Annotated in this window: 24 protein-coding genes; 14 read left to right on the top strand and 10 right to left on the bottom strand. The window is 67.4% G+C overall.

What is annotated here, in order from left to right; genetic code table 11:
- The first annotated feature begins 24 nt into the window (after nt 1-24).
- Complete coding sequence (locus ABIC25_RS18030; protein ID WP_354562529.1) at nt 25-1326, top strand: MFS transporter; 1302 nt, start codon at nt 25-27, stop codon at nt 1324-1326.
- Between the two features lie 52 nt (nt 1327-1378).
- Here the strand turns inward: ABIC25_RS18030 and ABIC25_RS18035 are convergent, their stop codons facing one another.
- The 5 genes from ABIC25_RS18035 to ABIC25_RS18055 form a co-directional block, all read right to left on the bottom strand.
- A complete protein-coding gene (locus ABIC25_RS18035) occupies nt 1379-1567 on the bottom strand; it encodes a hypothetical protein (protein WP_231895817.1) in 189 nt (62 codons plus the stop codon).
- A 69-nt stretch (nt 1568-1636) separates the two neighbouring features.
- Nucleotides 1637-3031 (bottom strand): aromatic ring-hydroxylating oxygenase subunit alpha, encoded by a 1395-nt coding sequence (locus ABIC25_RS18040; RefSeq protein ID WP_004020682.1) that lies wholly within the window; start codon nt 3029-3031, stop codon nt 1637-1639.
- The gene (locus ABIC25_RS18045) at nt 3028-3333 is read right to left on the bottom strand and encodes a hypothetical protein (protein ID WP_354562531.1); all 306 of its coding nucleotides are present in this window, start codon (nt 3331-3333) and stop codon (nt 3028-3030) included. The genes ABIC25_RS18040 and ABIC25_RS18045 overlap by 4 nt, the downstream gene beginning before the upstream one ends.
- 112 nt (nt 3334-3445) lie before the next feature.
- Entirely contained in the window at nt 3446-4192 is a 747-nt protein-coding gene (locus ABIC25_RS18050; RefSeq protein WP_354562533.1) for a ThuA domain-containing protein, read from the bottom strand.
- Nucleotides 4193-4262: 70 nt separating this feature from the next.
- Nucleotides 4263-5117: a TetR/AcrR family transcriptional regulator gene (locus ABIC25_RS18055; RefSeq protein ID WP_354562535.1), complete on the bottom strand. Its 855-nt coding sequence runs from the start codon at nt 5115-5117 to the stop codon at nt 4263-4265.
- A 278-nt stretch (nt 5118-5395) separates the two neighbouring features.
- Here ABIC25_RS18055 and ABIC25_RS18060 point away from each other — a divergent pair, with 278 nt between their 5' ends.
- From ABIC25_RS18060 to ABIC25_RS18080, 5 genes are all read left to right on the top strand, one after another.
- Nucleotides 5396-5926 carry a TetR/AcrR family transcriptional regulator gene (locus ABIC25_RS18060; RefSeq protein ID WP_239402938.1) on the top strand — a complete coding sequence of 177 codons (531 nt, stop codon included), beginning with the start codon at nt 5396-5398 and terminating at the stop codon, nt 5924-5926.
- Between the two features lie 104 nt (nt 5927-6030).
- Complete coding sequence (locus tag ABIC25_RS18065; RefSeq protein ID WP_354562536.1) at nt 6031-6738, top strand: histidine phosphatase family protein; 708 nt, start codon at nt 6031-6033, stop codon at nt 6736-6738.
- Between the two features lie 54 nt (nt 6739-6792).
- Nucleotides 6793-7554 carry an SDR family NAD(P)-dependent oxidoreductase gene (locus ABIC25_RS18070; protein ID WP_354562538.1) on the top strand — a complete coding sequence of 254 codons (762 nt, stop codon included), beginning with the start codon at nt 6793-6795 and terminating at the stop codon, nt 7552-7554.
- Nucleotide 7555: 1 nt separating this feature from the next.
- Complete coding sequence (gene lpdA, locus ABIC25_RS18075) at nt 7556-8971, top strand: dihydrolipoyl dehydrogenase (RefSeq protein ID WP_354562540.1); 1416 nt, start codon at nt 7556-7558, stop codon at nt 8969-8971.
- 17 nt (nt 8972-8988) lie between these two features.
- Complete coding sequence (locus tag ABIC25_RS18080) at nt 8989-9756, top strand: ThuA domain-containing protein (protein ID WP_354562542.1); 768 nt, start codon at nt 8989-8991, stop codon at nt 9754-9756.
- 87 nt (nt 9757-9843) lie between these two features.
- Here ABIC25_RS18080 and ABIC25_RS18085 read toward each other — a convergent pair whose 3' ends face one another.
- Nucleotides 9844-10620, bottom strand: coding sequence for an SDR family NAD(P)-dependent oxidoreductase (locus ABIC25_RS18085; RefSeq protein ID WP_354562544.1), 777 nt, complete (start codon nt 10618-10620; stop codon nt 9844-9846).
- A 159-nt stretch (nt 10621-10779) separates the two neighbouring features.
- Here ABIC25_RS18085 and ABIC25_RS18090 point away from each other — a divergent pair, with 159 nt between their 5' ends.
- Both ABIC25_RS18090 and ABIC25_RS18095 read left to right on the top strand, forming a co-directional pair.
- On the top strand, nt 10780-12504 hold the full coding sequence (locus ABIC25_RS18090; protein ID WP_101819919.1) for a PEP-utilizing enzyme: 1725 nt from the start codon (nt 10780-10782) through the stop codon (nt 12502-12504).
- Complete coding sequence (locus ABIC25_RS18095) at nt 12501-13514, top strand: zinc-binding dehydrogenase (protein ID WP_354562546.1); 1014 nt, start codon at nt 12501-12503, stop codon at nt 13512-13514. The genes ABIC25_RS18090 and ABIC25_RS18095 overlap by 4 nt, the downstream gene beginning before the upstream one ends.
- A 78-nt stretch (nt 13515-13592) precedes the next feature.
- Here the strand turns inward: ABIC25_RS18095 and ABIC25_RS18100 are convergent, their stop codons facing one another.
- The 4 genes from ABIC25_RS18100 to ABIC25_RS18115 all read right to left on the bottom strand — a co-directional run bounded on the left by ABIC25_RS18100 (nt 13593) and on the right by ABIC25_RS18115 (nt 17407).
- The gene (locus ABIC25_RS18100) at nt 13593-14390 is read right to left on the bottom strand and encodes a maleylpyruvate isomerase family mycothiol-dependent enzyme (protein ID WP_004022797.1); all 798 of its coding nucleotides are present in this window, start codon (nt 14388-14390) and stop codon (nt 13593-13595) included.
- Nucleotides 14391-14476: 86 nt separating this feature from the next.
- Entirely contained in the window at nt 14477-15178 is a 702-nt protein-coding gene (locus ABIC25_RS18105) for a histidine phosphatase family protein (RefSeq protein WP_354562547.1), read from the bottom strand.
- Entirely contained in the window at nt 15175-15825 is a 651-nt protein-coding gene (locus ABIC25_RS18110) for a histidine phosphatase family protein (protein WP_354562549.1), read from the bottom strand. The genes ABIC25_RS18105 and ABIC25_RS18110 overlap by 4 nt, the downstream gene beginning before the upstream one ends.
- 22 nt (nt 15826-15847) lie before the next feature.
- Entirely contained in the window at nt 15848-17407 is a 1560-nt protein-coding gene (locus ABIC25_RS18115; protein WP_354562550.1) for an AMP-binding protein, read from the bottom strand.
- 227 nt (nt 17408-17634) lie between these two features.
- Here ABIC25_RS18115 and ABIC25_RS18120 point away from each other — a divergent pair, with 227 nt between their 5' ends.
- Genes ABIC25_RS18120 through ABIC25_RS18145 form a run of 6 tightly spaced genes read left to right on the top strand, consistent with a single transcriptional unit; the run spans nt 17635 to nt 24029 of the window.
- A complete protein-coding gene (locus ABIC25_RS18120) occupies nt 17635-18672 on the top strand; it encodes a thiamine pyrophosphate-dependent dehydrogenase E1 component subunit alpha (RefSeq protein ID WP_004022793.1) in 1038 nt (345 codons plus the stop codon).
- 18 nt (nt 18673-18690) lie between these two features.
- Nucleotides 18691-19731, top strand: a complete 1041-nt coding sequence (locus ABIC25_RS18125; RefSeq protein ID WP_004022792.1) for an alpha-ketoacid dehydrogenase subunit beta — start codon at nt 18691-18693, stop codon at nt 19729-19731.
- Nucleotides 19732-19733: 2 nt separating this feature from the next.
- Entirely contained in the window at nt 19734-21209 is a 1476-nt protein-coding gene (locus ABIC25_RS18130) for a dihydrolipoamide acetyltransferase family protein (protein ID WP_354562551.1), read from the top strand.
- Nucleotides 21210-21214: 5 nt separating this feature from the next.
- Nucleotides 21215-21595, top strand: a complete 381-nt coding sequence (locus tag ABIC25_RS18135; RefSeq protein ID WP_354562573.1) for a Zn-ribbon domain-containing OB-fold protein — start codon at nt 21215-21217, stop codon at nt 21593-21595.
- Nucleotides 21592-22755: a thiolase family protein gene (locus ABIC25_RS18140; RefSeq protein WP_101819929.1), complete on the top strand. Its 1164-nt coding sequence runs from the start codon at nt 21592-21594 to the stop codon at nt 22753-22755. The genes ABIC25_RS18135 and ABIC25_RS18140 overlap by 4 nt, the downstream gene beginning before the upstream one ends.
- Before the next feature lie 11 nt (nt 22756-22766).
- Nucleotides 22767-24029: an acyl-CoA dehydrogenase family protein gene (locus tag ABIC25_RS18145; RefSeq protein ID WP_354562553.1), complete on the top strand. Its 1263-nt coding sequence runs from the start codon at nt 22767-22769 to the stop codon at nt 24027-24029.
- Nucleotides 24030-24440: the final 411 nt, after the last annotated feature.

A 24440-nucleotide genomic window follows, 5' to 3' on the forward strand; every position in this document is an offset into this window, starting at 1 on the left:
CCGGCCCGTCGGTGAGACGCTGAGATGACCTCGTCATCCAGTTCGCGGCAGGCGATGATCATCTGGATCGTCGGCGTCACGGTCTACTTCGTCGCCGTGCTGCAGCGATCATCGTTGGCCGTTGCCGGTCTGCTGGCGGCTGAGCGTTTCGAGATCAGCGCCTCCCAGCTGTCGACTTTCGTCGTGCTGCAGCTGCTGGTGTACGCGTTGATGCAGGTACCGGTCGGCCTCCTCGTCGACAGGTTCGGTCCGCGACGGGTTCTTCTCGCCGGTACGTTGATCCTCTCGCTGGCCCAGCTCAGCTTCGCCTTTGCGGACAGCTACACCTGGGCCCTCTCGTCTCGGTTCTTCGTCGGGGTCGGCGATGCCATGACCTTCGTGTGTGTTCTGCGGCTGGTCTCGAGTTGGTTCCCGGCGCGACGTGTTCCGTTGTTGACCCAGCTCACCGGGGTGCTCGGCCAGCTCGGCGCGGTCGCGGCCGCCATACCGATGACCTGGGCGCTGTCCTCGTGGGGATGGAGTCGCGCATACATGGCAACCGCCGGACTCGGGGTCGTCCTGCTCGTGACGTCCGCGCTCGTCGTGCGGGATTCTGCGGCAACCCGATCGGTGTCGGGACCCATGCTCGGGTTGGCCGGAATCCGGCGCAGTCTCAGCGAATCGTGGGAGCACCCGGGGACCCGGCTGGGTTTCTGGATGCACTTCTCGACGCATTTCAGCGCCACAGTGCTGGGTTTGCTGTGGGGGTACCCGTTCTTCGTGGAGGGCCAGGGGGTGAGTTCCGCTGCGGCGGGTTCGCTCCTGACGATCATGGTCTTCGCCATCATGGCTTTCGGGCCGATCTTCGCGTGGCTCATCACCCGGTGGCCCTGGCATCGATCGACGGTGGTGTTGGCGGTGCTCGCCGGCATCGCGGCCACCTGGACGGTGGTACTGGCGTGGCCCGGGGGTGCGCCGTTCTGGCTTCTCGTGCTCCTCGTGGTGGTCTGTGGGATGGGCGGCCCCGCGTCGATGATCGGTTTCGATGTCGGCCGCACGTCCAATCCGGCGTCGCGGGCGGGCACGGCGACCGGGATCATCAATCAGGCGGGTTTCATCGCGAGTCTGATCCTCGCGGGGCTCATCGGTGTGATTCTCGACTGGCGAACCCCCGACGGTGTCCAGGGGTATCCGCCCGAGGCGTTCACCTGGGCGATGTCGGCGCAGTTCGTGCTCTGGGGACTCGGGGCCGTTCAGATCTATCGCTATCGACGCAAAGGGCGCGCGCGTCTGGTGCGAGAGGATCCGGATCGGTGGTCGGTACGCACGCGCAGAGTGCGGGATTAGTACTGGATCCCACTACCCATCCCGCACTCTGCGATGGGCATCACGCCTGGTCTCAGCGCAGCAGCAGCCACCCGAACCGCAGGCAGAGCGCGGTGACACCCAGGACGGCGGTCGCGACCAACCAGCGCCGGGCGAGGTGTTCGGCGCGTACGTGATCGTCACCGGGCCGCAGGTAGACGTAGGCCGCCGTCATCGCGCATCCGGCGGCCGCGGCCCCGACGACGAGTACCAGTGTCAACATCACCACCCCACCCATCATGCCGATCACCCCGGGTATGGGGGTCGACCGCCGGCGGGCAGCGGCGGAGGGTCAGTCGACGTCCTCGCCCACCCACTTCGCGAGCAGATGGTGCATGTGGCGGATCTTGAGTTCCTGGTAACCGGCAAGCGGCAGGTACTTCTGCGTCGTCGTCTTCAGTCCGCGGTGCACCTTGGGCATGTTGTAGGCGTCCTGGTCGAAGACGCGGGCCGAGCTGCCGAGCACGGTCGCGTCGATCCAGGTCTGCTCCGGGGTCAGCCATTGGACCTTGGCCGCGGGCGGCCGCTCACCGGTGAACGGCGCGAGGAGGTAGACGTCCATGATGGAGGTGTCGTGGTCGTCGCCGTTGGGGCGGAACCGGTAGACGATCCGCTGGTAGGCGCCCCACGGGTGGAAGTTCGGGAACACCGTGTAGTAGATGCTGTCGAGTGACTCTGCGTCGGACATGTTGTCCGCCTTGACATCACCGATGGTGTCACGCAGGCCCTCGCGGGCGAGCAGGCCGGACATCTCGCGGGCGGTGACGCCGTCGGGCAGCGTCACCATGGGGTCCTCGTCGATGCGGGCATCGACCATCGAGTCGAACATCTCCTGCTCGGTCGGGACGAATTTGATGTGTGGGCTCGGGACGCCGTTGGCGGTGATACCGCGGTTGAAGTTGCCCCAGGCGTCGTACTGGCTGTTCGAATCACCGGTTCCCACAACGCGTTGCGGGTGGGTGGTCACGACGTGGAACGCCTCGGAGAATGCCTCCTGGGCGATCTTCCAGTTCGCGTCGATCACCTTCGCCACATGCGCCTGGATGTAGCGGTCCTCCAGGGGCCAGGCCTCGAAGTGCTTGCCCAGGTCGCCGAGGAAGCTGGCGAGGGACTCCGATGCCGGGTCCATGTTGATGAAGACGAAACCGCCCCACGTGTCGACCTTGACCTGGGGGAGATTCATGGTGCTCTTGTCGACGTGCGGGAAATCCCACTCGCACGTCATGGATTTCAGCGATCCGTCGAGATTCCAACAGAAGCCGTGGAACGGGCACCGGAGGTCGTGTCCGGCGGGGCCGCTCTCCTCGCGGAGCGTGCGCCCACGATGCAGGCACGAGTTGTAGAAGGCACGGATCGACATGTCCTGTCCGCGCACGACCAGGATCGACTTCTCACAGATCTCATAGACGTGCGTGTCGCCGGGCTCGGGGATCTCCTCCTCGCGACAGGCCATCTGCCAGACCTTGTACCACATACGATCTCGTTCGAGTTCGTGGTACTTCCGGCTGATGTAGCGGGAGACCGGGACGAAGTTCTGATCCTCGTAGAGGTCGTGGGTCTCCTCGCGCAGCACCTGGGGAACCGGGTGCGTGTCGGTGTCCAGCAACCGCTGGTAACTCTCGGCGTAGTCGGACTGTTCATCCGTCGAAGCCGTCTGGTCGGCGGTACGAGTGTCGATCTCGGTCACAGTTTGCCTCCTTCGGCCAGGCGCGTGGCACGGGCTTCTTCGGCGAGTTTGTCCGCCTGCATCTTCTCGAGCAGCTTTGCAGCGCCCATGAATCGGCGGTTTTGGGTGATGGGCACGGGTTCACGCGGCCCGAGGCCGACCCACCGCGCCATCTCCGGATCGACGGACTTCACCTCACCGTGCAGATAGCGGCCCTCCGGGTCGAAGGTGCCGGTCTTCCCGTCCTTGGTGGTGACGAGCACGTTGTTGTCCTCGTCGAATTCGTAGATGGCTCGACTCATCGGATGCCGGATCTGACGCATCGGGATCTCCTCGGTGGACTGGACTGCCGCCTCTTACTTGGCAACGTATGCACTTACTGTAGCACCGGGAGTGAGCAGCGACACATCGAACTGTATCGACTGTCAAAAAAGGTCAGCGTCGACGCGCGACCCACGTCAGCGCATTCGCGACGAGCGTGCGGTAATGCGGGTCGCCGAGAGTCGCGGCGGTGTCGCCGGGCTGAAGGTAGACCAGTCGCGATCGTCCATTGGTGCGAGACCATCCGACCAGCGACGACCCGGGCTCGTGGTGCCATCCCGCCCGCTCGTCACGCCGACCGGACATGGCGAGTGCGGTGGAGAAGTGCACGTCCTCGGTCATCGGCGCATCCGTCCGCAGCAGCGGGGTCACCGAATCCTCGAACACCTCGCACAAGTACGTCTCGTCGACGAGATCGAGCTGGGTGGGCAGGCCGGCGACGACCGGGTGTTCGCCGTCGACGACGGAGATGCGCTGTGCCACAGCGTGCCGATATCCGGAATCGGGGCGTTCTGCACCGCGGACGATCCCGGGCCGGTAGAGGTAGCGTCCGCCGACGAACTCCGCCCACTCGTCCCAGGTCGCCCAACTGGCGATGGCGTGGTGCAAGACCACATAACCGTGGCCCGTCCGGGGTGCGTCTCGAAGGCACGCGCGCAATGCATCCGGCGGTTCATACGGCTCGGGCAGGGTCCCGGGCATGTCGTAGTGCAGAGATGCGTCGAAGTCCGCGAGTTCGTCCGGGCCGATCTCGGCATCGGGGTGTTCGAGCCAGGTGACCTCACCCGGCAGGGACTCGGCAAAGTCGGCGAAGGCCGTCCGATCGAAGGAATGGCCGCCGGTGACCGCGAGGATGCGCATGAAGGACTCCAACCAGCATCGAAGTAACTGTGTCTTCGATCAAGTTACTGTAGTCCGGCGACCGGGGTGGTCAGCGTCCTTCGATCATCTTGGTGCAGACGTCGGTGGTCGCGGTGCGCAAGCTGGTGACGGGGATGTCCGACAACGGGCCGCCCTCGATGCGCAGCGGCTGGATCGCGATGGTCATCGCGATCATGGTCCGGACCCGCAGCGTGCGGGCGGCATGCTGGGCGGTCGCGGCCCGCCGGCTCGGAGGATCCTCGCCGGCGGGGAAATAGTCGAACGCGCGCCGGATGTGGCGTTCTTCGTACTCTTTGGCCAGCAGTCGGGTGCCGGGTGTCGCGCCGCCGGCCATCTGCAGGAACAGCATGCGGGCCGAGTTCGGATGCTCGGCGGTCCAGTCCCACACCGCCGAGACGACATCTTTGAACGTGTCCGGGCTCGCCGACACATCATCGGGACGCGCGGACTGCGCGGCGGCCGAACTCGCGTCCATGGCGTAACCCAACGCGCTCTCGAACAGTTCTTCTTTGCTCGCGAAGTGGTAGTAGACCGCGGTCGGCACCATCCCCGCCTCCGTGGCGATCTCCTGGATCGAGGCTTCGGCGAAGCCCTTCCGAGAGAAGACCCGTACGGCGGCCTTGACGATCAGATGCCGTCGTGACGGGCGATGCGCAGTCGAGCCGTTAGCGGTGCCGGCGGGTGACGGTTCGGGTGAGTCTTCGGGCGGTGATGCCGGCGACTCGTCGTCCGGCACCTCCCGGGCGGCGACGGCGTCGACGCCATCGTCGAAGGCCGTATCGTCGGCGGCCGGCGAGGAGTCCCAACCGAGCCAGTCCGCGTCCGGCCCGGTTGCGTCGGAATCCGGTGCCCCGGGGTCCGCCGTGTGGTCCGTCGTACGATCGGTTCGTCTCGATCTCGCCACGCGTCCTCCTCACCGATTCCCGGTCGTCGTCTGCCCGCGGTACGACCTCTGCCGTCGACAACGGGGTGCCAACAGGATGGCACAGCGGGTTACAAGGTCCCGATGCTGTCATGATCTATCGCATGGCGGGCAAGAATTCTTCAGGCCGGGCCCCTTCTGGGCGGACTCCCTCTGGTCGCCGCGGCGCCGCACGGACTGCGGCCGCGAGCGGGACGGGGACCGGCGCCAAGCGGGCCGCTCACCGTCCCTCCCGGCGCGACGTCGTGGTGGAGGCGGCGATGCACCTCTACTCCATGCGTTCGATCGAGGACGTGACCGTCGCCGACATCGCGGCCGAGGCGCAGATGACCTCGGCGGCCGTCTATTACCACTACCCGTCCAAGGAAGAAGTGCTGCTCGGGGGTCTGCGCCTGTTCGCCGAGCAGATGCTGGCGCAGCTCAGAACGGTGATCGACGAGGACCCGGACGCCACCCTCGGCGACGTCATCGTGTCCGTGCTCGAGTGGACCGACGCGCACCGCGCCGCCTCGCTGGTCTACTTCGTGCGATCACCCGGATGGAGCCTGTCGATCGAGGCGCTCCGCCGGGAGGTCCGCCTGGAGATGCTGGCGATCTTCTCCGCCGAACTGCGGGTGCGCGACCGGATCACGTCGAAGGCCAAGCAGGCCGCCGCGGCGACGGCCCTGTCGAGTCTTCTCGAGGTGTCCGCGTCCTCCTGGCTCACCGAGGACGTCGTGCTCGCGAACCTGGGCCGACGCCGCTTCTCCGACGAGGTGCGCGAACTGGCCACCGACATCGCCAGTGTGTGACCTCGCGGGTCGCCGCCTATAGCCTCGCGGTCCTTCTGATGCGATGAACTGGGACATCGGCGGAGTATCTTTATAGCGGACTCAGTTTATGGTTCACTGGGGGCGTGCCCAATCAGACCCGTGCGCGCTCGATCGACCTCGACAACCCGTTCGCCCCGCTGGACGGCTTGTGCGAGCTCGTGCTCATCCGGCACGGCGAGCAGGCCCTCAGCAAGGAACTGAGCGCGGCGCAGACCGTGGACCCGCCGCTCTCCGAGCTCGGGCAACGTCAGGTCCGGGCGGTCGCCCAGCGTCTGTCCACCCATGCCGTCGACGCCGTCTACAGCTCTCCACTGCGCCGGGCCCTCGACACCGGCCGTGCGATCGCCGAGCATCACGGCCTCGAGCCGGTCGTCCGCGAGGGGCTCACCGAATACGAGCCGTGGCAGAGCTTCCCGGCAGATCAATCGCCTTTCGAGACGCTGCCCCACGAGGAGATCTCGCGAATCTTTCGCGACCACATCCGAACTCGCAAATATGAGGCGTTCCCCTACGCCGAGGATCCGGTGGCCTTCCGCGAGCGGGTACTCGGTGAGGTCGGCCTCATCGTCGACGCCCATCTCGGCCAGCGGGTGGTCATCACCTGCCACAGCGGCGTCATCAACGCGGTACTCGCGAACGCGCTCGCGAGCGGATTCGACATGCCCGTCCGCGTCCACCACACCTCGGTCAGCGTGCTCCGCGGCGCCGACACCCGACGTGCCGTCCAGTCGATCAACGACTTCGGCCACGTCCTCGACTTCCAGACCTCCGTCGGGGCGATGAATCTCTAGCCCCTCGACAGTCCTCCACCGACCTGATCACCGACACGACACGAAGGACCCGACATGGATCTCGACCTCAACGGAAAGCGCGCCCTCATCAGCGGTGCGAGCAAGGGCATCGGCCTGGCCATCGCCAGGAGTCTTCTCGCCGAAGGTGCCTCGGTGGGCATCTGCGCCCGGGGCGAAGACCAGCTCAAGACCGTCGCCGACGAGCTGTCGGAAGCCGGCACGGTGTTCTGGAAGGCCGTCGATGTCGGTGAGTCCGAAGCGGTGAGTTCCTTCGTCACCGACGCGGCCGACGCGCTCGGCGGTGTCGACATCGTCATCGTCAACGCGTCTGCGATGACCGGCAAGGGGCGCCAGGCCTGGGAGAACAGCTTCAACGTCGACCTCATGAGCCTCGTGAACTTCATCGAGGCCGCAACACCGCATCTGGAGCAGAGCTCTGCCGCGTCCGTCGTGACCATCAGCACGACCTCCGCCATCGAGGCCGGCCCGATCACCACCGCCAACAGCTACGGTGCGCTGAAAGCCGCCGTGCTGCAACACTCGTCGGCGCAGGCGCGCGCCCTGGGGCCGAAAGGTATTCGGGTCAACGCGGTCTCGCCCGGCCCGGTGTACTTCGAGGGTGGCCCCTGGGACACCATCAAGGAGCAGCGACCGCAGCTGTACGACGCGGCGATGTCGGCGGCGGCGCTCGGCAAGTTCGCCTCGGCCGAGGACGTCGCAAACGCCGTGACCTTCCTCGCGTCGCCGGCTGCCGGACACATCACGGGTACCAATGTCGTGATCGACGGCGGCTTCACCAACCGATTCGACTTCTGACATGAGCACGGACCCGGAGAAGACCGGCACGACCGAGACTGTGGACGTCGTCGTCCTGGGAGGCGGGTCGGGTGGTTACTCGTGTGCCCTGCGCGCAGCGCAACTCGGCATGTCGGTCGTCCTCGTGGAGTCCGACAAGCTCGGCGGCACGTGTCTACACAACGGGTGCATCCCGACCAAGGCGTTGCTCCATGCCGCCGGCATCGCCGAATCCGTGCGTCACGCCGCAGATTTCGGGATCAAGGCGTCTCTCGACGGCATCGACATCACCGCAGTCCACGCGTACAAGCAGAAGGTCGTCGACGGCCTGTACCGAGGGCTCGAGGGTCTCATCTCGTCGCGTCGGATCCGGGTGGTCCGCGGGCTCGGACGGGTATCGGGTGAGCGGACCGTCGACGTCGAGCTCACCGACGGCGGGGCGACCCGCGTCCGCGGTGAGGCGCTGGTCATCGCGACCGGTTCCCAGTCGCGGACCCTGCCGGGCGTGGAGATCGGCGGCCCGATCATGACGAGCGACCGTGCGCTGGAGCTCGATTCGATCCCCACGACCGCGATCGTCCTCGGCGGGGGTGTCATCGGTTGCGAGTTCGCCAGTCTGTGGGCATCGCTCGGCGTGGAGGTCACGGTCGTGGAGGCCGCACCCCGGTTGTTGCCGACCGAGGACGAGTGGTCGTCGAAGCAACTGACCAGGGCGTTCCGCAAGCGCGGCATCACCATTCGTACCGGGGCCATGGTATCGTCCGCCGGCACCGCCGAGTCCGGAGTGGTCGTGGAGCTCGACGGCGAGTCAGCGCCACTGCATGCGGACGTTCTGCTGGTGGCCGTGGGTCGGGGACCGCGGACTGCCGGATTGGGTCTCGAAGAGGCCGGTGTGGGACTCGATCGTGGCTTCGTCGTGGTCGACGAGTGGTTGCAGACCGCAGTGCCGGGCGTCTACGCGATCGGCGACATCGTGCCGGGACCTCAACTCGCCCATCGCGGTTTCGGCAACGGCATCTTCGTCGCCGAACAGCTGGCCGGCCTCGACTGCGCGCCCGTGGCGGACACCGGAATCCCGCGGGTGACCTATTCGCATCCGGAGGTGGCCTCCGTCGGCCTGACCGAAGCGGAGGCGGCGGAACGGTACGGTGAGATCACCACCGCCGTCTACGATCTCGGCGGCAACGGGAAGAGTCGCATATTGCAGACCGCGGGTGGCGTCAAGCTGATCCGGGCGGGCGCCGACGGTCCGGTGGTGGGCATCCACCTCGTCGGGGACCGTGTGGGTGAACTGATCGGCGAGGCGCAGCTCATCTACAACTGGGAAGCGAACGCGAACGACGTCGCGAACCTGGTGCACGCGCACCCGACCCAGGCCGAGGCGCTCGGCGAAGCCCATCTGGCCCTGGCCGGCAAGCCGCTGCACGCGCACGCCTGAGGACGGAGGAGCCCACGATGGCCGGACCGGCCGGCCGCCTCGATGCGGTCGTCATCTGCGGCGGGCAGTGGCACGACTTCGATCACGCCCGGTTGCAGATCCTCGGACTGCTCGGCGAGCACGAGACGGTGCGCACCCGGGTGTTCGAGGACTACGGATGTGCATCCGCCCTCGACGCCGCGGACCTGGTGATCACCTACACCTGCAACCGGATTCCCGATGACGCCGCTCAGGATGCGTTGACGCGCTTCCTGGCGCGGGGTGGCCGCTGGCTGGCCCTGCACGCGACCAACTCGGCCATCGAACCCACCCCGCCGGGGTCGGCAAGCCGTTATGTGACCCCGCGATCCATGGGCGTGCTGCCCGCGCTGGTCGGCAGTCAGTTCCTCGGCCATCCGCCGATCGCGCCCTATCGTGTCGAGATCGCCGACCCGGAACACCCGTTGGTGGCGGGCGTCGACGACTTCGACGCGGTCGACGAGCTGTACGTGAGCGAGCTGTTCGAACCGATCGAGGTGCTGGCCCACACCCGCTTTGTCGGTGAGTCAACCGGATTCGACGAGGGACACACCTCGACCGACGAACCCCGCCCGGTGCTCTACCTCAAGCACCACGACCCCGGGACCGTCTGCTACTTCACCCTCGGGCACTGTCGGGGCAGGTTCGATGTGCAGGATCTCGGTATCGACGACCTCGGCCGAGTCGACCGCGGCAGCTGGGACATCCCGCAGTTCCGCACGATCCTGGAGCGCTGCGTGGCCTGGGCGGTACGCGGGACGTTCTGAGGTCGCCCCCGGAGTCTGTTCCCCTGCTCCCTGAGGTGTGCGGAGCGCAAGCTCGCTTCGCTCGCACCTCAGGGAGCAAGGGAGTGCTCAGTAGGAAGCGGTACCGCCGTCGACGCTGAGGATGGCACCGGTGATACCGGCGCCGGCGTCCGACGCGAGAAGCATCGCCATGGCGGACACTTCCTCGACGGTGTTGGGCCGCTTGATGGCGGACTCCTGGGCGAAGAGGTCCACCATCTCCTCGAAGCTCATGCCCATCGCCGCCGCGGTCTGCGGGCCGTTGTTCTTGATGATGTCGGTGATGACGAGCCCCGGGCAGATCGCATTGACCGTGATGCCCTGCGTACCCACCTCGCGCGCAATCGATTTGGTCATGCCGTTGATCGCGTGCTTCGCGGCGACGTAGGCGGTGAACACCGGCTTGCCCTGCTTGCCCTCGACCGAGGAGATGTTGATGATGCGGCCGTAGGACTGGGGGATCATGTGTTGGAGCGCGCGGCGGGTGGCCCAGAAATTGGAGTTCAGGTTCCAGTTCAGTACGAGGTTCCACTCCTCGTCGGAGAGTTGCGCCGTGGGCTGCAGGTCGTTTGCGCCACCGGCGTTGTTCACCAGGACGTCGATGCGTCCGAAGGTGCTCACCGTCTGCTCGATGAAGTCCTCGACATCGGCCTGCAGGGTGACGTCGCCGGCGAAGAACGCGGCGCGATCGCCTGCGCCGAGATCGGCCAGAGCTTTATCCCCCTTCTCCTTCGTCCGGCCGTTCAGGGCGACCTTCGCGCCCTCCGCGAGTGCTGCCTCGGCGATCCCACGGCCGATTCCCTGGGTTCCGCCGGTGACGGCAACAACTTTGTCCTGCAACTTCATCGAACGTCTCCTTGCTTCCTGTACGAGAGACCGAGACGACTTACTTGCCAACGCCTACAGTCTTGCAGGTAGAGTGTCACACATCACAGCCCACGTGTATACCCTGTCAAGAAACTATGGCCGCTCATCCCATGCGGTCCCAGCAGAGACGAGAACGACATGTCCGAACAGCGCTGGTTGGTCGACACCGAACCGAGTGCCCGTCTACCCATCTACACGCGGCTCAATGCCAGCGATGTGCTGTCCGATCCCATCACGCCGCTGGGCGCCGACCTCGGGTGGATTCAGAACATCCTGCCCGGATGGAACGCCGGTTACGCCTTCCACGGGAGCTACTCGCTCGTGGAGAAGCCGGATGTGGCCGCCTCGTCGGGGATCTTCTACGGGCATCTGTACATCAACCTGTCGATGTCGCGGCTCGTGGGAATCCGCGGCGGCCTGTCGGTCGAGCTCGTGGATCAGCTGTTCTACGGTGGCGATCCGGACATCCCCGCGTACGTCGGGCACCCCGATGACGAAAACGCCGACGCCAGTGCGCGCCTGGCCGCGCGCAACGCCTGGATTCTGTCCACCGAGACCTTCCCGGAACTCGACGAGGACCGCGTGCTCGCCGATCGGCTGCGCACCGAGCGCCCCGACCTGTCGAGCCTGACCCCGGTCGCGCTCGTCGCCCGCGCGCGGTCGGTCATGCCCCTCGAGCGGGCCGCATGGCGGGGTGAGGTGGCCGCGACGAACGGGGCGGCGGTCGGCCCGTCGGTGCTCGGCCAGCTTCTCGGAGCTGACAACCAGGACCTCATCGTCACGCTGGTGGGCTCGGCGGGCGACGTCGACTCGGCGCTGCCGTCGTTCGCGCTCTGGGAGTTGGGCCGGATGGTGCGCGCCGACGAGCGCCTGACCGAGGCATTCGACCAGGGAATCGACGGCGTCGCGGCGCGGGTGCGCGGGCTCGATCCCAAGTTCGACGCCTCCTTCGCCGACTTCATCGCCGAGTTCGGCTACCGGGGCCCCAACGAATGGGACCTCGGTTCGACATCGTGGGAGACGAAACCCGAACTGGTGCTCGGACTCATCGACCGCCTGCGCTTGCAGGAGGATTCGGCGTCACCCACCGCGCGTCTCGCCGAGCACGCGGGGGACACCGACTCGGCCCTGGAACGGGCGCGTGCGATCGTCGGCGACGACGCGGAGGGGCAGGCGACCCTCGACGCGGCGCTCGCCTCGGCACGACGCTTCGCGGCCTGGCGCGAACGTGCGAAGACGAACTGCATCAAGGTGTTGCACGAGGCGCGTGTGCCGCTGGCCGAGCTCGGGCGACGGCTGCACGAGCAGGGTCATCTCGCCGCTGCTGATCACGTCTTCATGGCCGTCGACGACGAGCTGGACCTCCTGGCCAGCGAACCGGCCGCACTGACCGAGACCCTTGCCGAACGGCATCGGGCGTGGAAGGGCCTGTTCGGTCTGGACCTGCCGACCTTCCTCGACACCCGTGAGCCGCTTCCCCCGCTCTCGAGTCTGCGCCGCAAGGACCAGGTCGAGGTGGATGAGGTGACCGAGGGTGAGGTCCTGCACGGGTCCGGGGCATCCCCGGGCGTGGTCCGCGGACGCACCCGGACCATCACATCGATGGACGACCTCGACAGCTTCGAGGTGGACGAGGTCTTGGTGGCGCCGCAGACCGATCCGTCCTGGACGCCGTTGTTCATGGTGTCCTCGGCCGCCATCACCGACGTCGGAGCGATGGGTTCGCACGCGATGATCGTCAGCCGCGAGCTCGGGATACCCTGTGCCGCCGGTGTTCCCGCTGCCACCCGGAGAATCCCCGACGGCACGCTGGTCGAGGTCGACGGCTCCAAGGGCACGGTCACCATCCTGGAGCTGTCATGACGAGCGGGGTCGAGACGACCACACGTGCGGTGTTCCTGAAGCAGCGACCCGCCGACGGGGTTCCGCGCACGGAGAACTTCGAGGTCCGGGAGGCCGAGCTGGGGCCCGTCCGCGACGACCAGATCGTCGTGGAGAACCGCTACATGAGCGTCGACCCCTCGATGCGCGGGCGCCTGGGCACCTCGGAGATGCACTACACCAAGAGCTTTCAGGAGGATGCGCCGCTCGACGGCTCGGCGATCGGCATCGTCGTCCGCGGCAACTCACGCATCCCCGACGGTGCGTGTGTGCGGCACCGGCTCGGCTGGCGCGAACTGGCCGTCGTCGATGCCGACGCGGCCACCGTCATCGATCCGCGCGGCGTCGATCTGCACCACTGGCTCGGCGTGCTCGGACAGCCCGGGTTCACGGCCTACTGCGGACTGCTGCGTGCCGGTGGTCTGCGTCCGGGGGACGACGTGTTCGTCTCGGCCGCTGCGGGCGCGGTCGGAAGTGCGGCCGGACAGTTCGCGAAACTTCTCGGCGCCGGGCGCGTCATCGGTAGCGCGGGTGGACCGGCGAAGGTGGCGCTGCTGACCGAGCGTCTGGGCTTCGACGCGGCGATCGACTACCGCTCCGAGTCGGTGGCCGCCGGGTTGCGCCGGGTCTCCGACGGCACCGATCTCTATTTCGACAATGTCGGCGGGGAGCACCTCGTCGCCGCGCTGCACGATCTGCGCCTCAACGGACGCGTCGCGATGTGCGGGATGATCTCCGCCGGCGGTGGGGACGGACCGTCGATGGACCACCTCATGCAGGCCATCCTGAAGCGGATCACATTGACCGGGTTCATCGTTCGTGATCACGAGGACCTACGTCCCGAGTTCGAGGAACGTGTGCTCGGGTGGCTGTCCGCCGGCGACCTCGTAGCCGAGTCCACCATCCACACCGGCATCGACCACGCGGTGGAGGCGTTCCTGTCGATGCTGGAGGGTGGCAACGTCGGGAAGATGCTGGTCGCACTGAACTGACCTCGATCATCAGCAGAGCCCGGAACGCTTGTCGCGTTCCGGGCTCTGTTGTCGATCGCGGGTGGCGCGGCCGAACGCTCAGACGATGTCCATCGTGTCGAGAACTGTTGCCGCATAAGCCTCGTCACCGTGGACCGACACGTGTTGCCGCCACGGTGACCGGGTCGTGCCCCACAGGACGAAATCGGCTGCCGAGGAATCGATCACGGTGTCGCTCCGGTCGAGTCCGGTCTCCACGGTCAGCAGTCGTTCACCCGGCCGAAGGGTCCACTCGCCGCCACCCGGGCCGGTCAGCCGCACCCCGAGTGCGCGTCCACCCAGTGCTGCGTTGACGTCGGGACACATCTGCGGCAACCCGGCGAGCATCCATCCGATCGCCGCACCCAGGACCGCGTCGTCCGGGTCGCCGACCGGGCGCGACACCGGACCGCCGGGTGCGAGCAGGTCGACGTACATGTGACACCACATGTCGAAGGCGAATGCATCCGAGAGTTGGTGACTGTCATAGGTTCCGAGGTCGGTGAGGGTCATCGGGGCGGAACCGATCTCCGGCGCCTGCATCGCCGAGAGCACCTCCATGGCCGGTCCGACCGTGCTGAGGAACTCGTCGGCGACCCGGGTGGGGGCCCAGTCGCGGCGCTCGTCGACGAGACGCTCCTGCAGTTCCTCGGCGGTCGTCGGAGCCGGGACGTCAGGGTCGGGTTCGGGCGGGTTCACGATGGCTGCGAAGTTCGAGCCGGTGTGTGCCACAAGGTCTTTGACGGACCATCCGGCGCACCGGCTCGGGGCCGACCACTCGGGACCGGAGAGGCTGCGGACGATGGTCGAGTATTCATCGGCGAGTGTACGACTCGCCACGACGCCGGAATGGCTCATGGGATCTCCTCGAAACGAGCGAGTGCGTGTGTCACACATCACTGTTGGGAAGAACCCTAACAGGTATCAAAGTAAAGAAAGCCGTTTCAGCCGAGGTGCGCTGTCTCGTTCACCGACTGGATGACCATGCGGCCCGAACCCAGGACCGCGACCCGGCTCACCGATGTGTAGGCGGGATTGAAGAAGAACGGCGACGGTGCCTGCAGGATGTCGGTGAGGAGTGTGTTGATCGCCCCACCGTGGGAGACCAGCACCGACAGCTCACCGGGAGCCGAGCGCGCTGCGTCGAGGACCGCATCCCGCATCCGGGCCGCGGTGGCGTTCCGGTCGTAGTCGGGGATGAAGTCGTCGTAGCGGCCCTCGGCGAAGGCCCGCCCCCGGTCGGTGGCGGCGATGGCCTCCGGAGTGGCGTAGACCGCGCGGTCGCTCTCCCACTCGCGGAGGCGTTCGTCGACCGTGACCTCGAGACCGAGCGGCTGGGCCGCGTGGCGTGCCGTCTCATAGGCGCGCGTGTACGAGCTCGCCACCACCTGTACAACCGGGAGGCCTCGCAGCCAGGTGCCGAGTCGGCGGGCCTGGCCGACGCCTTCGTCGCCGAGGCCGGGGTCCGGCCCGGCCGGCCCGCCGGGGAGGCCATGGCGGACGAGGATGATCTTGCTCGCGGCGGCGATCGTGTCTGGGACGATCGTGTCTGGGACGTCCGTGCGAGGGGCGTCCGTGCGAAGGGCATCCGGGGCAGGAGCGGCATCGACGGGGGTCGGGGGAACGGATGTCGACGTCGTGGTCATCGCGCGGGCTCGGCGTCGAAGGCGGCATCGGTGTGGTGGTCCGGCTCGGCCGCGAACGGCACGCCGCGCAGGTGAGCCGTGTCGTTGACGGAATCGACCACGACGACCCCGGAGTCGAGATGTCGCACGCGGGCGACGCTCGTGTAGGCCGGGTTGTGCCAGAACGTCTTCGGCATCTCGAGGACGTCGGCGAGGGCCGCGTTGATGATCCCGCCGTGTGCGACGGCGACGATCCGTCCGCTGGGCCGGAGAGCGAACAGTTGCTCGAGCGCCGCCCGTGCTCGCCGGCGGAATCCGCCGAGGTCGAGGGAGGGGACGTACTCCTCGTACCGCCCGGAGCTGACGGCGAGCAGCCGCGGATCGTCGGTCGCCATGTCCTCGACAGCGGTGTAGTCCTCCGCGGTGATGTCGTCGTCCCATTCGCGGAGATCGTCGAGCACGAGGTCCACGTCGCGGGACAGCTCGGCGGCGACGACCTGCGCGGTCTGCAATGCGCGGGCGTACGGGCTCGCGACGACGAGGTCGATCCGTTCGCCGCGCAGCCAGGTGGCCAACCGCCGGGCGTCGTCGATCCCCGCGGGTGCAAGGTCGGGATTGCGTATGCCGGAGACCGGTTGTCCGTGCCGGACGAACAGGATCTCGATCATGGGTGTGCCTTTCGGTGGATGGTCAGCCGGCGATGGTGCGCTCGGAGTCCCAGTACGGTCGGCGCAGGGCCTTCTTGTCGAGCTTGCCCATCGCGTTGCGGGTCAATTCCGCCACGACGACATAGTGTTTCGGGCACTTGTAGGACGCCATGGACCCTCTGGCGAAGGCGCGCAGCGACTCGGTGTCGACGCTCGCGCCGGTCTCGGGGACGACCAGGGCCAGCAGTGCCTCGCCGAGGTCGGTGTCGGGTACGCCGATGACCGCGACCTCGGCGACGTCGGGATGCCTGCGCAGCACTTGCTCGCTCTCGGCCGGGTAGAGGTTCACTCCGCCGGAGACCACCATGTCGGCCACCCGGTCGGTGATGAACACGAACCCGTCTTCGTCGACATGCCCCACGTCGCCGAGGGTGGCGACGCCGGGAAGGATGTAGGCCTTGGCGGTCTTCTCCGGATCGCCGTGATAGACCACCTCGCGACCCGGGGGAGTGCGGAATCCCAGGATGCCGGTGTCGCCGGGACCGAGAACGTCTCCGTCCGATCCGACCACCACCACCTCGAACGGCTCGACGACGCGGCCGACGGAACTCGGGTGGGCGAGCCACTCGTGGGAGTCGATCTTGCACACGGTGCCGATCTCGCTCCCGCCGTAGGACTCGATCAGAACAGGCCCGAACCAGTCGATCATCGCCCGCTTCACATCCGCCGGGCAGGCCGATCCCGTGTGGGCGACGTAGCGCAGGCCGGTGACGTCGTACCGGTCTCGGATCTGCGGCGGCAGCGCGAGCAGTCGCTGAAAGTGGGTCGGCACCATCAGGGTCGATGTGACCGAGTGGGCGTCGATGAGGTGGAGGACCCGCTCGGCGTCGAAGCGGCCGAGGATGACGACGGGCTCACCGGAGAGGAGGTGCCGGATGGAGGTGAGGGGGCCGTTGTGCTGCAATGGCCCGACGACCAGGTGAGCACCCGTCGGGTAGCCGGACCGTGCCGCCACGGCCGCCTGGAATTCGGCGGCGTCCTTTGCGTGGCCGGGGAGCCAGCGAACCTCGGTGCCCCGGGCGCGCCCGGTGGTGCCGGAGGTGTAGACGAGCGGCGGTCGCGCCGGCCGGTCGGCGAGGTCGTCTGGCGGGCTCGGCTCACCCGTGAGCAGACCGTCCCACGTCAGATGCTCCACTCCGCCGTCGAGCGGGACTGTTCCCTCGTGATTGTGGGTGATGACCGTCCGCAACGACGCCGTACCGGCCGCCTCACCTGCGGCGGCCAGGCCCGCCGGGCCTGTCACGACCGCGACGCATCCCGCGTCGACGAACTGGTCGGCCATCTCACCCGCGGTCAACTGGCGGGACACGGCCACGGTCCCGATCCCCGCTCCGATCGCCGCAACATGGGCGAGCAGCGTCTCCGCCCTGTTCTCACCGATCACGGCCACTCGATCGTCGGGACCCGGCGCGAGACGGCGCAGCGCAGACGCAAGGGTCGCGAGGGTCTCCGCGACGTGATCCCAAGTGAGGGAGACGGAATCGTCGACGAGCGCGAGGCTCTGGGGATCGGCCTTCGCTCGATCGCGAATCCGGTCGAGCATCGGTCACCACTCCTTCGCACGGGTTGTCTGCGCACCCATCGTCGGGTTAACTGGAGAGCAAGTCAAGTAACAGTCCGAACTGATCGACTTTCGTCGACTAACTTGATAGTGATTCTACTAACAATCGTCTACAGTGGTGACACATACTGCAGAAGCGATCAACAAACTCTGCGGTTTCGGCGGGGTTCACATCGCCGCCACCTGCACAGTCATCCCAGAGAGGTGTCATGGTGACCACCACAGAGACCGGCGCCGAGCCGGTTGCTCCTGCCGGACAGGCGACCAAGACCGCGGAGCCGTTGCCGAACCGTGAGGTCGTGCTCGACCTGCACCGCCGGATGGTGCGCATCCGCCAGTTCGAGACCGAGGCGGGCCGATTGATGGAGGGCGGCCGGCTTCCCGGTTTCCTGCACCTCTACGTCGGACAGGAAGCGGTCGCGGCCGGCGCGATGAGCAACCTGCGCGACGACGACCAGATCTCCTCGACACACCGCGGCCACGGCCACGCCGTCGCGAAGGGTGCCCAGTTCCGGCAGATGTTCGCCGAACTGTTCGGCCGCGTCGACGGTTACTGCAAGGGACGCGGCGGTTCGATGCACATCAACGACCTGTCGATCGGCATGCTCGGCGCCAACGGGATCGTCGGCGGTGGCATCCCGATCGCCGTGGGTGCGGCCTTCGCGGCGAAGTACCGCGGCGAGGACTCGGTGGCCATCCCGTTCTTCGGTGACGGTGCGAGCAACATCGGCGCCTTCCACGAGGCGGCCAACATGGCCGGCATCCTCGAACTCCCCGTCGTGTTCGTGTGCGAGAACAACGGTTACGCCGAGTTCACTGCCCTGCGCGATCACATGAAGCTCGAGAACGTCGCCGACCGCGCCGTGGCCTACGGGATGCCCAGTGAGATCTGCGACGGTATGGACGCCATCGAGGTGCGCGCCGCGGTCGGGCGGGCCGTCGATCGCGCCCGCGCCGGCGGGGGACCCTCCCTGGTCGAGGCGAAGACCTACCGCTACTACGACCACCAGGGCGTCAAGGGCCTCCGCAAGACCTACCGGACCCAGGAAGAGGTCGAGGCCTGGAAGGAGCGCGACGCGATCAAGCTGCTCGAGGCCCGGGCCGTCGCCGAAGGTGTGGTGACCGAGGCCGAGTTCGCCCAGATCTGGGCCGAGGTCGACGCCGACATCGCCGAATCCGTCGCCTTCGCCGAGAACAGCCCGTACCCCGACACCGCCGACATCGCGCTCAACGTCTACAGCGTCTGACCCGGAGAAGCCGAGAACATGTCCACTGCAACAGAAACCATCGCAACAGAATCAGGCGCAGACAACGCGGCTCCGGCAGCGCGGTCGACCACCTACGTGAAGGCCTTCAACGAGGGTGTAGCGCAGGTGATGCGCGAAGACGAGAACGTCTTCGTGATCGGCGAGGACGTGGCCGCATACGGCGGCGTCTTCCACATGTACGACGGTCTGCTCGCCGAGTTCGGCAAGCGCCGCATGGTCGACACACCCATCGCCGAGATGGGTTTGATCGGCCTCGGTGTCGGTGCGGCGGCTCGTGGCCTGCGCCCGATCGTCGACATCATGTTCATGGACTTCCTCGCCGTCGCCCTCGACCAGGTCGTGAACCAGGCCGCGAAGATGAAGTTCATGTACGGCGGCGAGGTCAAGGTGCCCATGGTCATCGCCGTCGCCTACGGCGCCGGGGTGAGCGCGGGGGCGCAGCACTCGCAGAGCCTGGAGTCCTGGTTGGCCCACACGCCGGGACTCAAAGTCGTCATGCCGTCGAATGCACGGGATGCCAAGGGCCTCATCGTCTCCGCGGTGCGCGACGACAACCCCGTCGTCTTCATGCTGAACAAGGTGTTGCTCGGCTCGCGCGGGGAGGTGCCCGAGGAGGTCTACGAGATCCCGATCGGGGAGGCGGCTGTCGCCCGCACCGGTGACGACGTGACGATCGTCGCGTTCGGCCGGATGGTCGCCGAGGCCCTCAAGGCGGCCGACGCGTTGGCCGAGAAGGGAATCTCCGCCGAAGTCATCGACCCGCGGTCGGTGCAGCCGCTCGACACCGCGACGATCGTCGAATCGGCGCGCAAGACCAACCGCATCCTCGTGGTCCACGAGGCGGTCACGTTCGGCGGCATCGGCGCCGAGGTCGCGGCGCAGATCCAGGAGGAGGCGTTCGATCACCTGGACGCGCCCGTGCTGCGGATCGGTGCTCCGTTCACGCCCGTCCCGTTCAGCACGCCGCTCGAGAAGGCCTACGTGCCGGACGCGGACCGCATCGTCGCCGGTGCCCGGCGACTCCTGGAAAGGAACTGATCGTGGCCTTCCAGATCGTGCTGCCCAAACTGGGGCTCACCATGCAGGAAGGTGTCATCGGGGAGTGGGTCGCCCAACCCGGACAGCGGGTCGCGTTGGGCGACACCCTGTTCCGGGTCGAGACCGACAAGGTCGACGTCGACGTCGAGGCAGAGGCCGAAGGTGTGCTGGCCACCAATGCGGACAACGGTGCGGTGCTGCCGGTCGGGTCCGTGGTCGGTTGGCTCCTCGCCGACGGTGAATCTGCGCCCGACGGTGGATCCACCCCCACCGCACCCGATTCCGAGTCGACGGCAGCACCCGAGAGCACACCGGAGGCGACACCTGCCGGCATCCCCTCGGAGGTGAACGCGACCGACGGCGCCCGGCTCAAGGCATCCCCGAACGCTCGCCGCGTCGCATCCGAGGCCGGCGTCGACCTGCGCCGTCTCACCGGGACAGGGCCCGGTGGTCGGATCGTGTCCGAGGATGTCGAGGACTTCCTCGCGCGCCCGCAGGCAGAACAGTCCGGTCCGGAGGCTTCCGCGCCCGCGACATCGGCGAACGGGACATCGGACGGCGTGACATCGGCGGGCGGGGCACCGGGGAGTGCCGCGACATTCGTGGGTCCGGTCGTCCGCAAACTCGCCGCCGAACTCGGGGTGGACCTCGCGACCGTGAGTGGCAGCGGGATCGGTGGCCGGGTCACCCGCGCCGACGTGGAACGCGCCGCCACAGGTCGATCCCGTTCCGCCGCAGACACCTCTGCTGCCGCGCCGGATTCGGCGTCGGTCGGTCCGCAACCCGGTGATGTGATCCCGCTGCGTGGTATGCGCGGTGCCATCGCCCGGAACATGATGGACAGCCTGCACTCCATGGCGCAGCTCACCCACGGATACGAAGTCGATGTCACCGACCTCGTCGCGGTGCGCGCCGCGCTCAAGGGGGAGTCGGCCGCCGCGGGGCGTCGAGCGCCGAGTCTCAACGACTTCATCATCCGGGCCGCGGCGCTTGCGCTTCGCGAGCACCCGTTGCTCAACGCCGGGATCGTCGACGACCAGATCGTGGTGGCCGAGCGTGTCGACATCGGCGTCGCCGTCGCTGTCGACGGAGGTCTCGTGGTGCCGGTCGTCCGCGACGCCGATCAGCTGTCGGTCGGCGAGATAGCAGGCAACACCGCCGAACTGGCCGCTGCTGCACGCAACGGGAAGCTCGGGCTCGCCGACCTCGAGGGTGCCACCTTCTCGGTCAGCACCCTCGGTGCCTACGGAGTGGACTTCTTCACCCCGGTCATCAACCCGGGCAACGTCGCGATACTGGGCGTGGGCCGGGTGAAGGACGGATTCCGTTGGGACGGAGACACACCGGTGCGTACGCAGGTGCTCACGCTGAGTCTCACCTTCGATCACCGCGCGGTCGACGGTGCTCCTGCGGCGGAGTACCTGCGCACGGTCGGTGAGATCCTCGGCCGTCCACTCACCCTGCTCTCGGGGGCGTGACGGAGATGTCAGCGGTTGTCGACGACACACTGTTCGCGCAGCTCGACCCGCCGGTACTCGCCGGATCGGACTGCGCGGAGTGTGCGGTTGTCGCGTTCCCGGCTGTGACGCATTGTCCCGGCTGTGCCGGCACATCGGTGTCGCGGGTCGCGCTACCGCAGCGCGGAACGGTGTGGACATGGACGGAGCAGGCCTTCGCGCCCAAACCCCCGTTCCGCGTTCCCGGCTCGGGCTTCGAGCCCTTCGTCGTGGCCTACGTCGATCTGGGCGTCGTCCTGGTGGAGTCTCGGGTGACGTCACCGGTCCGGATCGGTGACGAGGTCGAACTGCGACTGCTCGATCTCGGCGACTGCACCACCTTCGCGTTCGAGAGGGTCGCCGGATGAGCGCCGGGAGAAGGAATGCAGGCGTCCACATCGTCGGGGTCGGAATGCATGCCTTCGGCCGGCACGGCGACGTGAGCGGAATGGACATGGGCGAGAGCGCGCTACGCGCGGCCCTCGCCGACGCCGGCCTCGACTGGTCCTCGATCGACGCGGCCGTCGGCGGTAGCAATGTGTCGGGAAAGCCGGACTCGCTCGTCTCGCGACTCGGCCTCACGGGCATCCCCTTCGTCACCGTCAAGAACGGTTGCGCCACGGGCGGTGTCGCGCTGGCGACCGCAGCCGACATGATCACGTCCGGACGCGCAGACGTCGTGGCCGTCGTCGGATTCGACAAGCACGAACGTGGGGCCTTCGGTTCCGACCCGGCCGCGTACGGGCTCGGACCCTGGTACGCCCGGTCCGGGATGATGGTCACCACCCAGTACTTCGCGATGAAGACGCGCAGGTACTTTCACGTCCATGGGCTCGACGAGTCGTTGCTCGGAGCGGCCGCCGAGCGCGCATTCGCCAATGGCGCCGCGCACCCGATGGCGTGGCGTCGTAAACCCCTGACCGAGGCCGAGATCCTGGCGGCGGCGCCGGTGAACAGCCCGCTGACCCAATACATGTTCTGCTCGCCGGGGGAGGGCGGTGTCGCCCTGATCCTCGCGTCCGGCGACCGCGCCGCGGACATGTGCGACGAGCCGGTCCGGCTCGCGGCCGCGGAGGTGCGGACACGACGCTTCGGTTCCTTCGAGGTGTTCTCGCCGTGGCTGACCACCAACCCGGTGCACAGCCCCAGCATCGACGCCGCGGCAGCTGCTTTCGCGACAGCGGGGGTCGGCCCGTCCGACGTCGACGTCGCACAGGTGCAGGACACCGACAGCGGTTCGGAGATCATCCACCTCGCCGAGACCGGGTTGTGTGGGCACGGCGAACAGGCCGAGCTGATCCGCTCTGGCGCAACCGCTGTCGACGGGGCCACACCGATCAACACCGACGGCGGTTGTCTCGCCAACGGCGAGCCGATCGGTGCGTCCGGGCTACGCCAGGTGCACGAGGTGGTCCGCCAGCTGCAGGGTCGTGCCGAGGGCAAACAGGTGCCGGGCGCACCGAAGGTCGGTTTCACACATGTCTATGGCGCGCCGGGACTGTCGGCGTGCACGGTTCTGACTGTCTGAGGAGGTTGCCGATGTCGGCACCCGCACTGTCGACCACGGACCCGGGTGGGTCGAACCTCGCGGTGTTCCGCACGGAGGTTCGCGAATGGCTCTCCGGGATCGCGGCACCCAAGTCGGCAACTCCGTCGGGGCCCGCCGATCTCGCGGTCTTCCGCAACCTGTCCGACGACGAGGAACGCCGGCTGCTCGACGCGGCGAGAGAGTACCGGCGCAAGCGCTACGACGCCGGATACGGCGCACTGACACTCGCCGCCGAGCACGGGGGGCGGGGCCTGCCCGCGTCGTATGCGTCGGAGGTGGCCCGCGCCGAACTCGAGTTCGACGTGCCCCCGTCGACCGAACTGATCAGTGTCACCACCGGACTGGTCGGTCCCGCGGTCGCGATGTTCGGCACCGACGAACAGCGCGATGCGTACGCGCGACCTCTGCTGCGGACCGACCTCCTGGCCTGTCAGCTGTTCAGCGAACCGGGCGCCGGTTCCGACCTGGCCTCCCTGTCCTGTCGGGCCGTCCGCGACGGCGACGGCTGGCGAATCGACGGTCAGAAGGTCTGGTCCTCGGGCGCACGCTTCGCGGATCTCGGCATGTTGCTCGCCCGGACCGACCCCGATCTGCCGAAACACAAGGGCATCACCGCGTTCCTGATCCCGCTGGACGCGCCCGGTGTCGAGATCCGGCCGATTCGGCAGATGAGCGGCGGGGCGTCGTTCAACGAGGTCTTCTTGAACGACGTCCGTATCCCGGACTCCGCGCGTCTCGGTGACATCGGCCAGGGGTGGAAGATCGCCGGTGCGACACTGTCTTTCGAGCGGACCGCGTCCGGATCGGTCACCCGCAAGAAGGGCGGCTCGGTCGACGAACTGGTCGGACTGGCGCAACAGGTCGGGGCGGCCGGGGATCCGGTCGTCCGCCAGCAGCTCGCCGACGTCTACATCCGGGCGGTATTGCGTAAGGCCACCGCCGATCGGGTGGCGCGTGCCGCCGCCGCCGGCCGGTCACCCGGACCCGCTGCTTCCGTAGGCAAGTTGATGGCGTCCGATCTTCTCGTGAAGATCGGTGAGATCGCCGCGGATCTGCTGGGCAACGACATCGCGGTGGCGACCGACCCGAGTCGGTTCGCGTGGACCGAACACCTGCTCGGCAGCCCCGGGTACCGACTCGCGGGTGGTACCGACCAGATCCAGCGCAACATCATCGGTGAACGGGTGCTCGGCCTGCCGCCGGAACCCCGTGCGGACAAGGACCGTCCGTTCTCGGCCCGCGACCGGCGTTGAGGTGGGCGGCGCTGCTCGAAGAGCAACCCCCGCTCCCTGATCCGAAAGAACCACACACCCACTGCTCCCTGATCCGAAAGAAGCGACCCCCTCTGCTCCCTGATCCGAACGAAGTGACCCCCCTCTGCTCCCTGATCCGAACGAAGTGACCCCCCTCTGCTCCCTGATCCGAAAGAAGTGACCTCCCTCTGCTCCCTGATCCGAACGAAGTGACCTCCCCTCTGCTCCCTGAGGTGCGAGGAGCGATAGCGACGAGCCTCGAAGGGCCTGGTGAGATACCTCGCGAGCCCTTCGTGGCTCGCTTCGCTCGCACCTCAGCCTGGATCCGTGGACTGGCCCGGGGTGTCGATAACGTGAAAATGCCCTCTGAGCTGGAATGATTGGTGGTGTTGAGACACTAAAACAATCCAG

The organism is Gordonia sp. PvP123 (assembly GCF_040547295.1).
Classification (GTDB): Bacteria; Actinomycetota; Actinomycetes; order Mycobacteriales; family Mycobacteriaceae; genus Gordonia; species Gordonia terrae.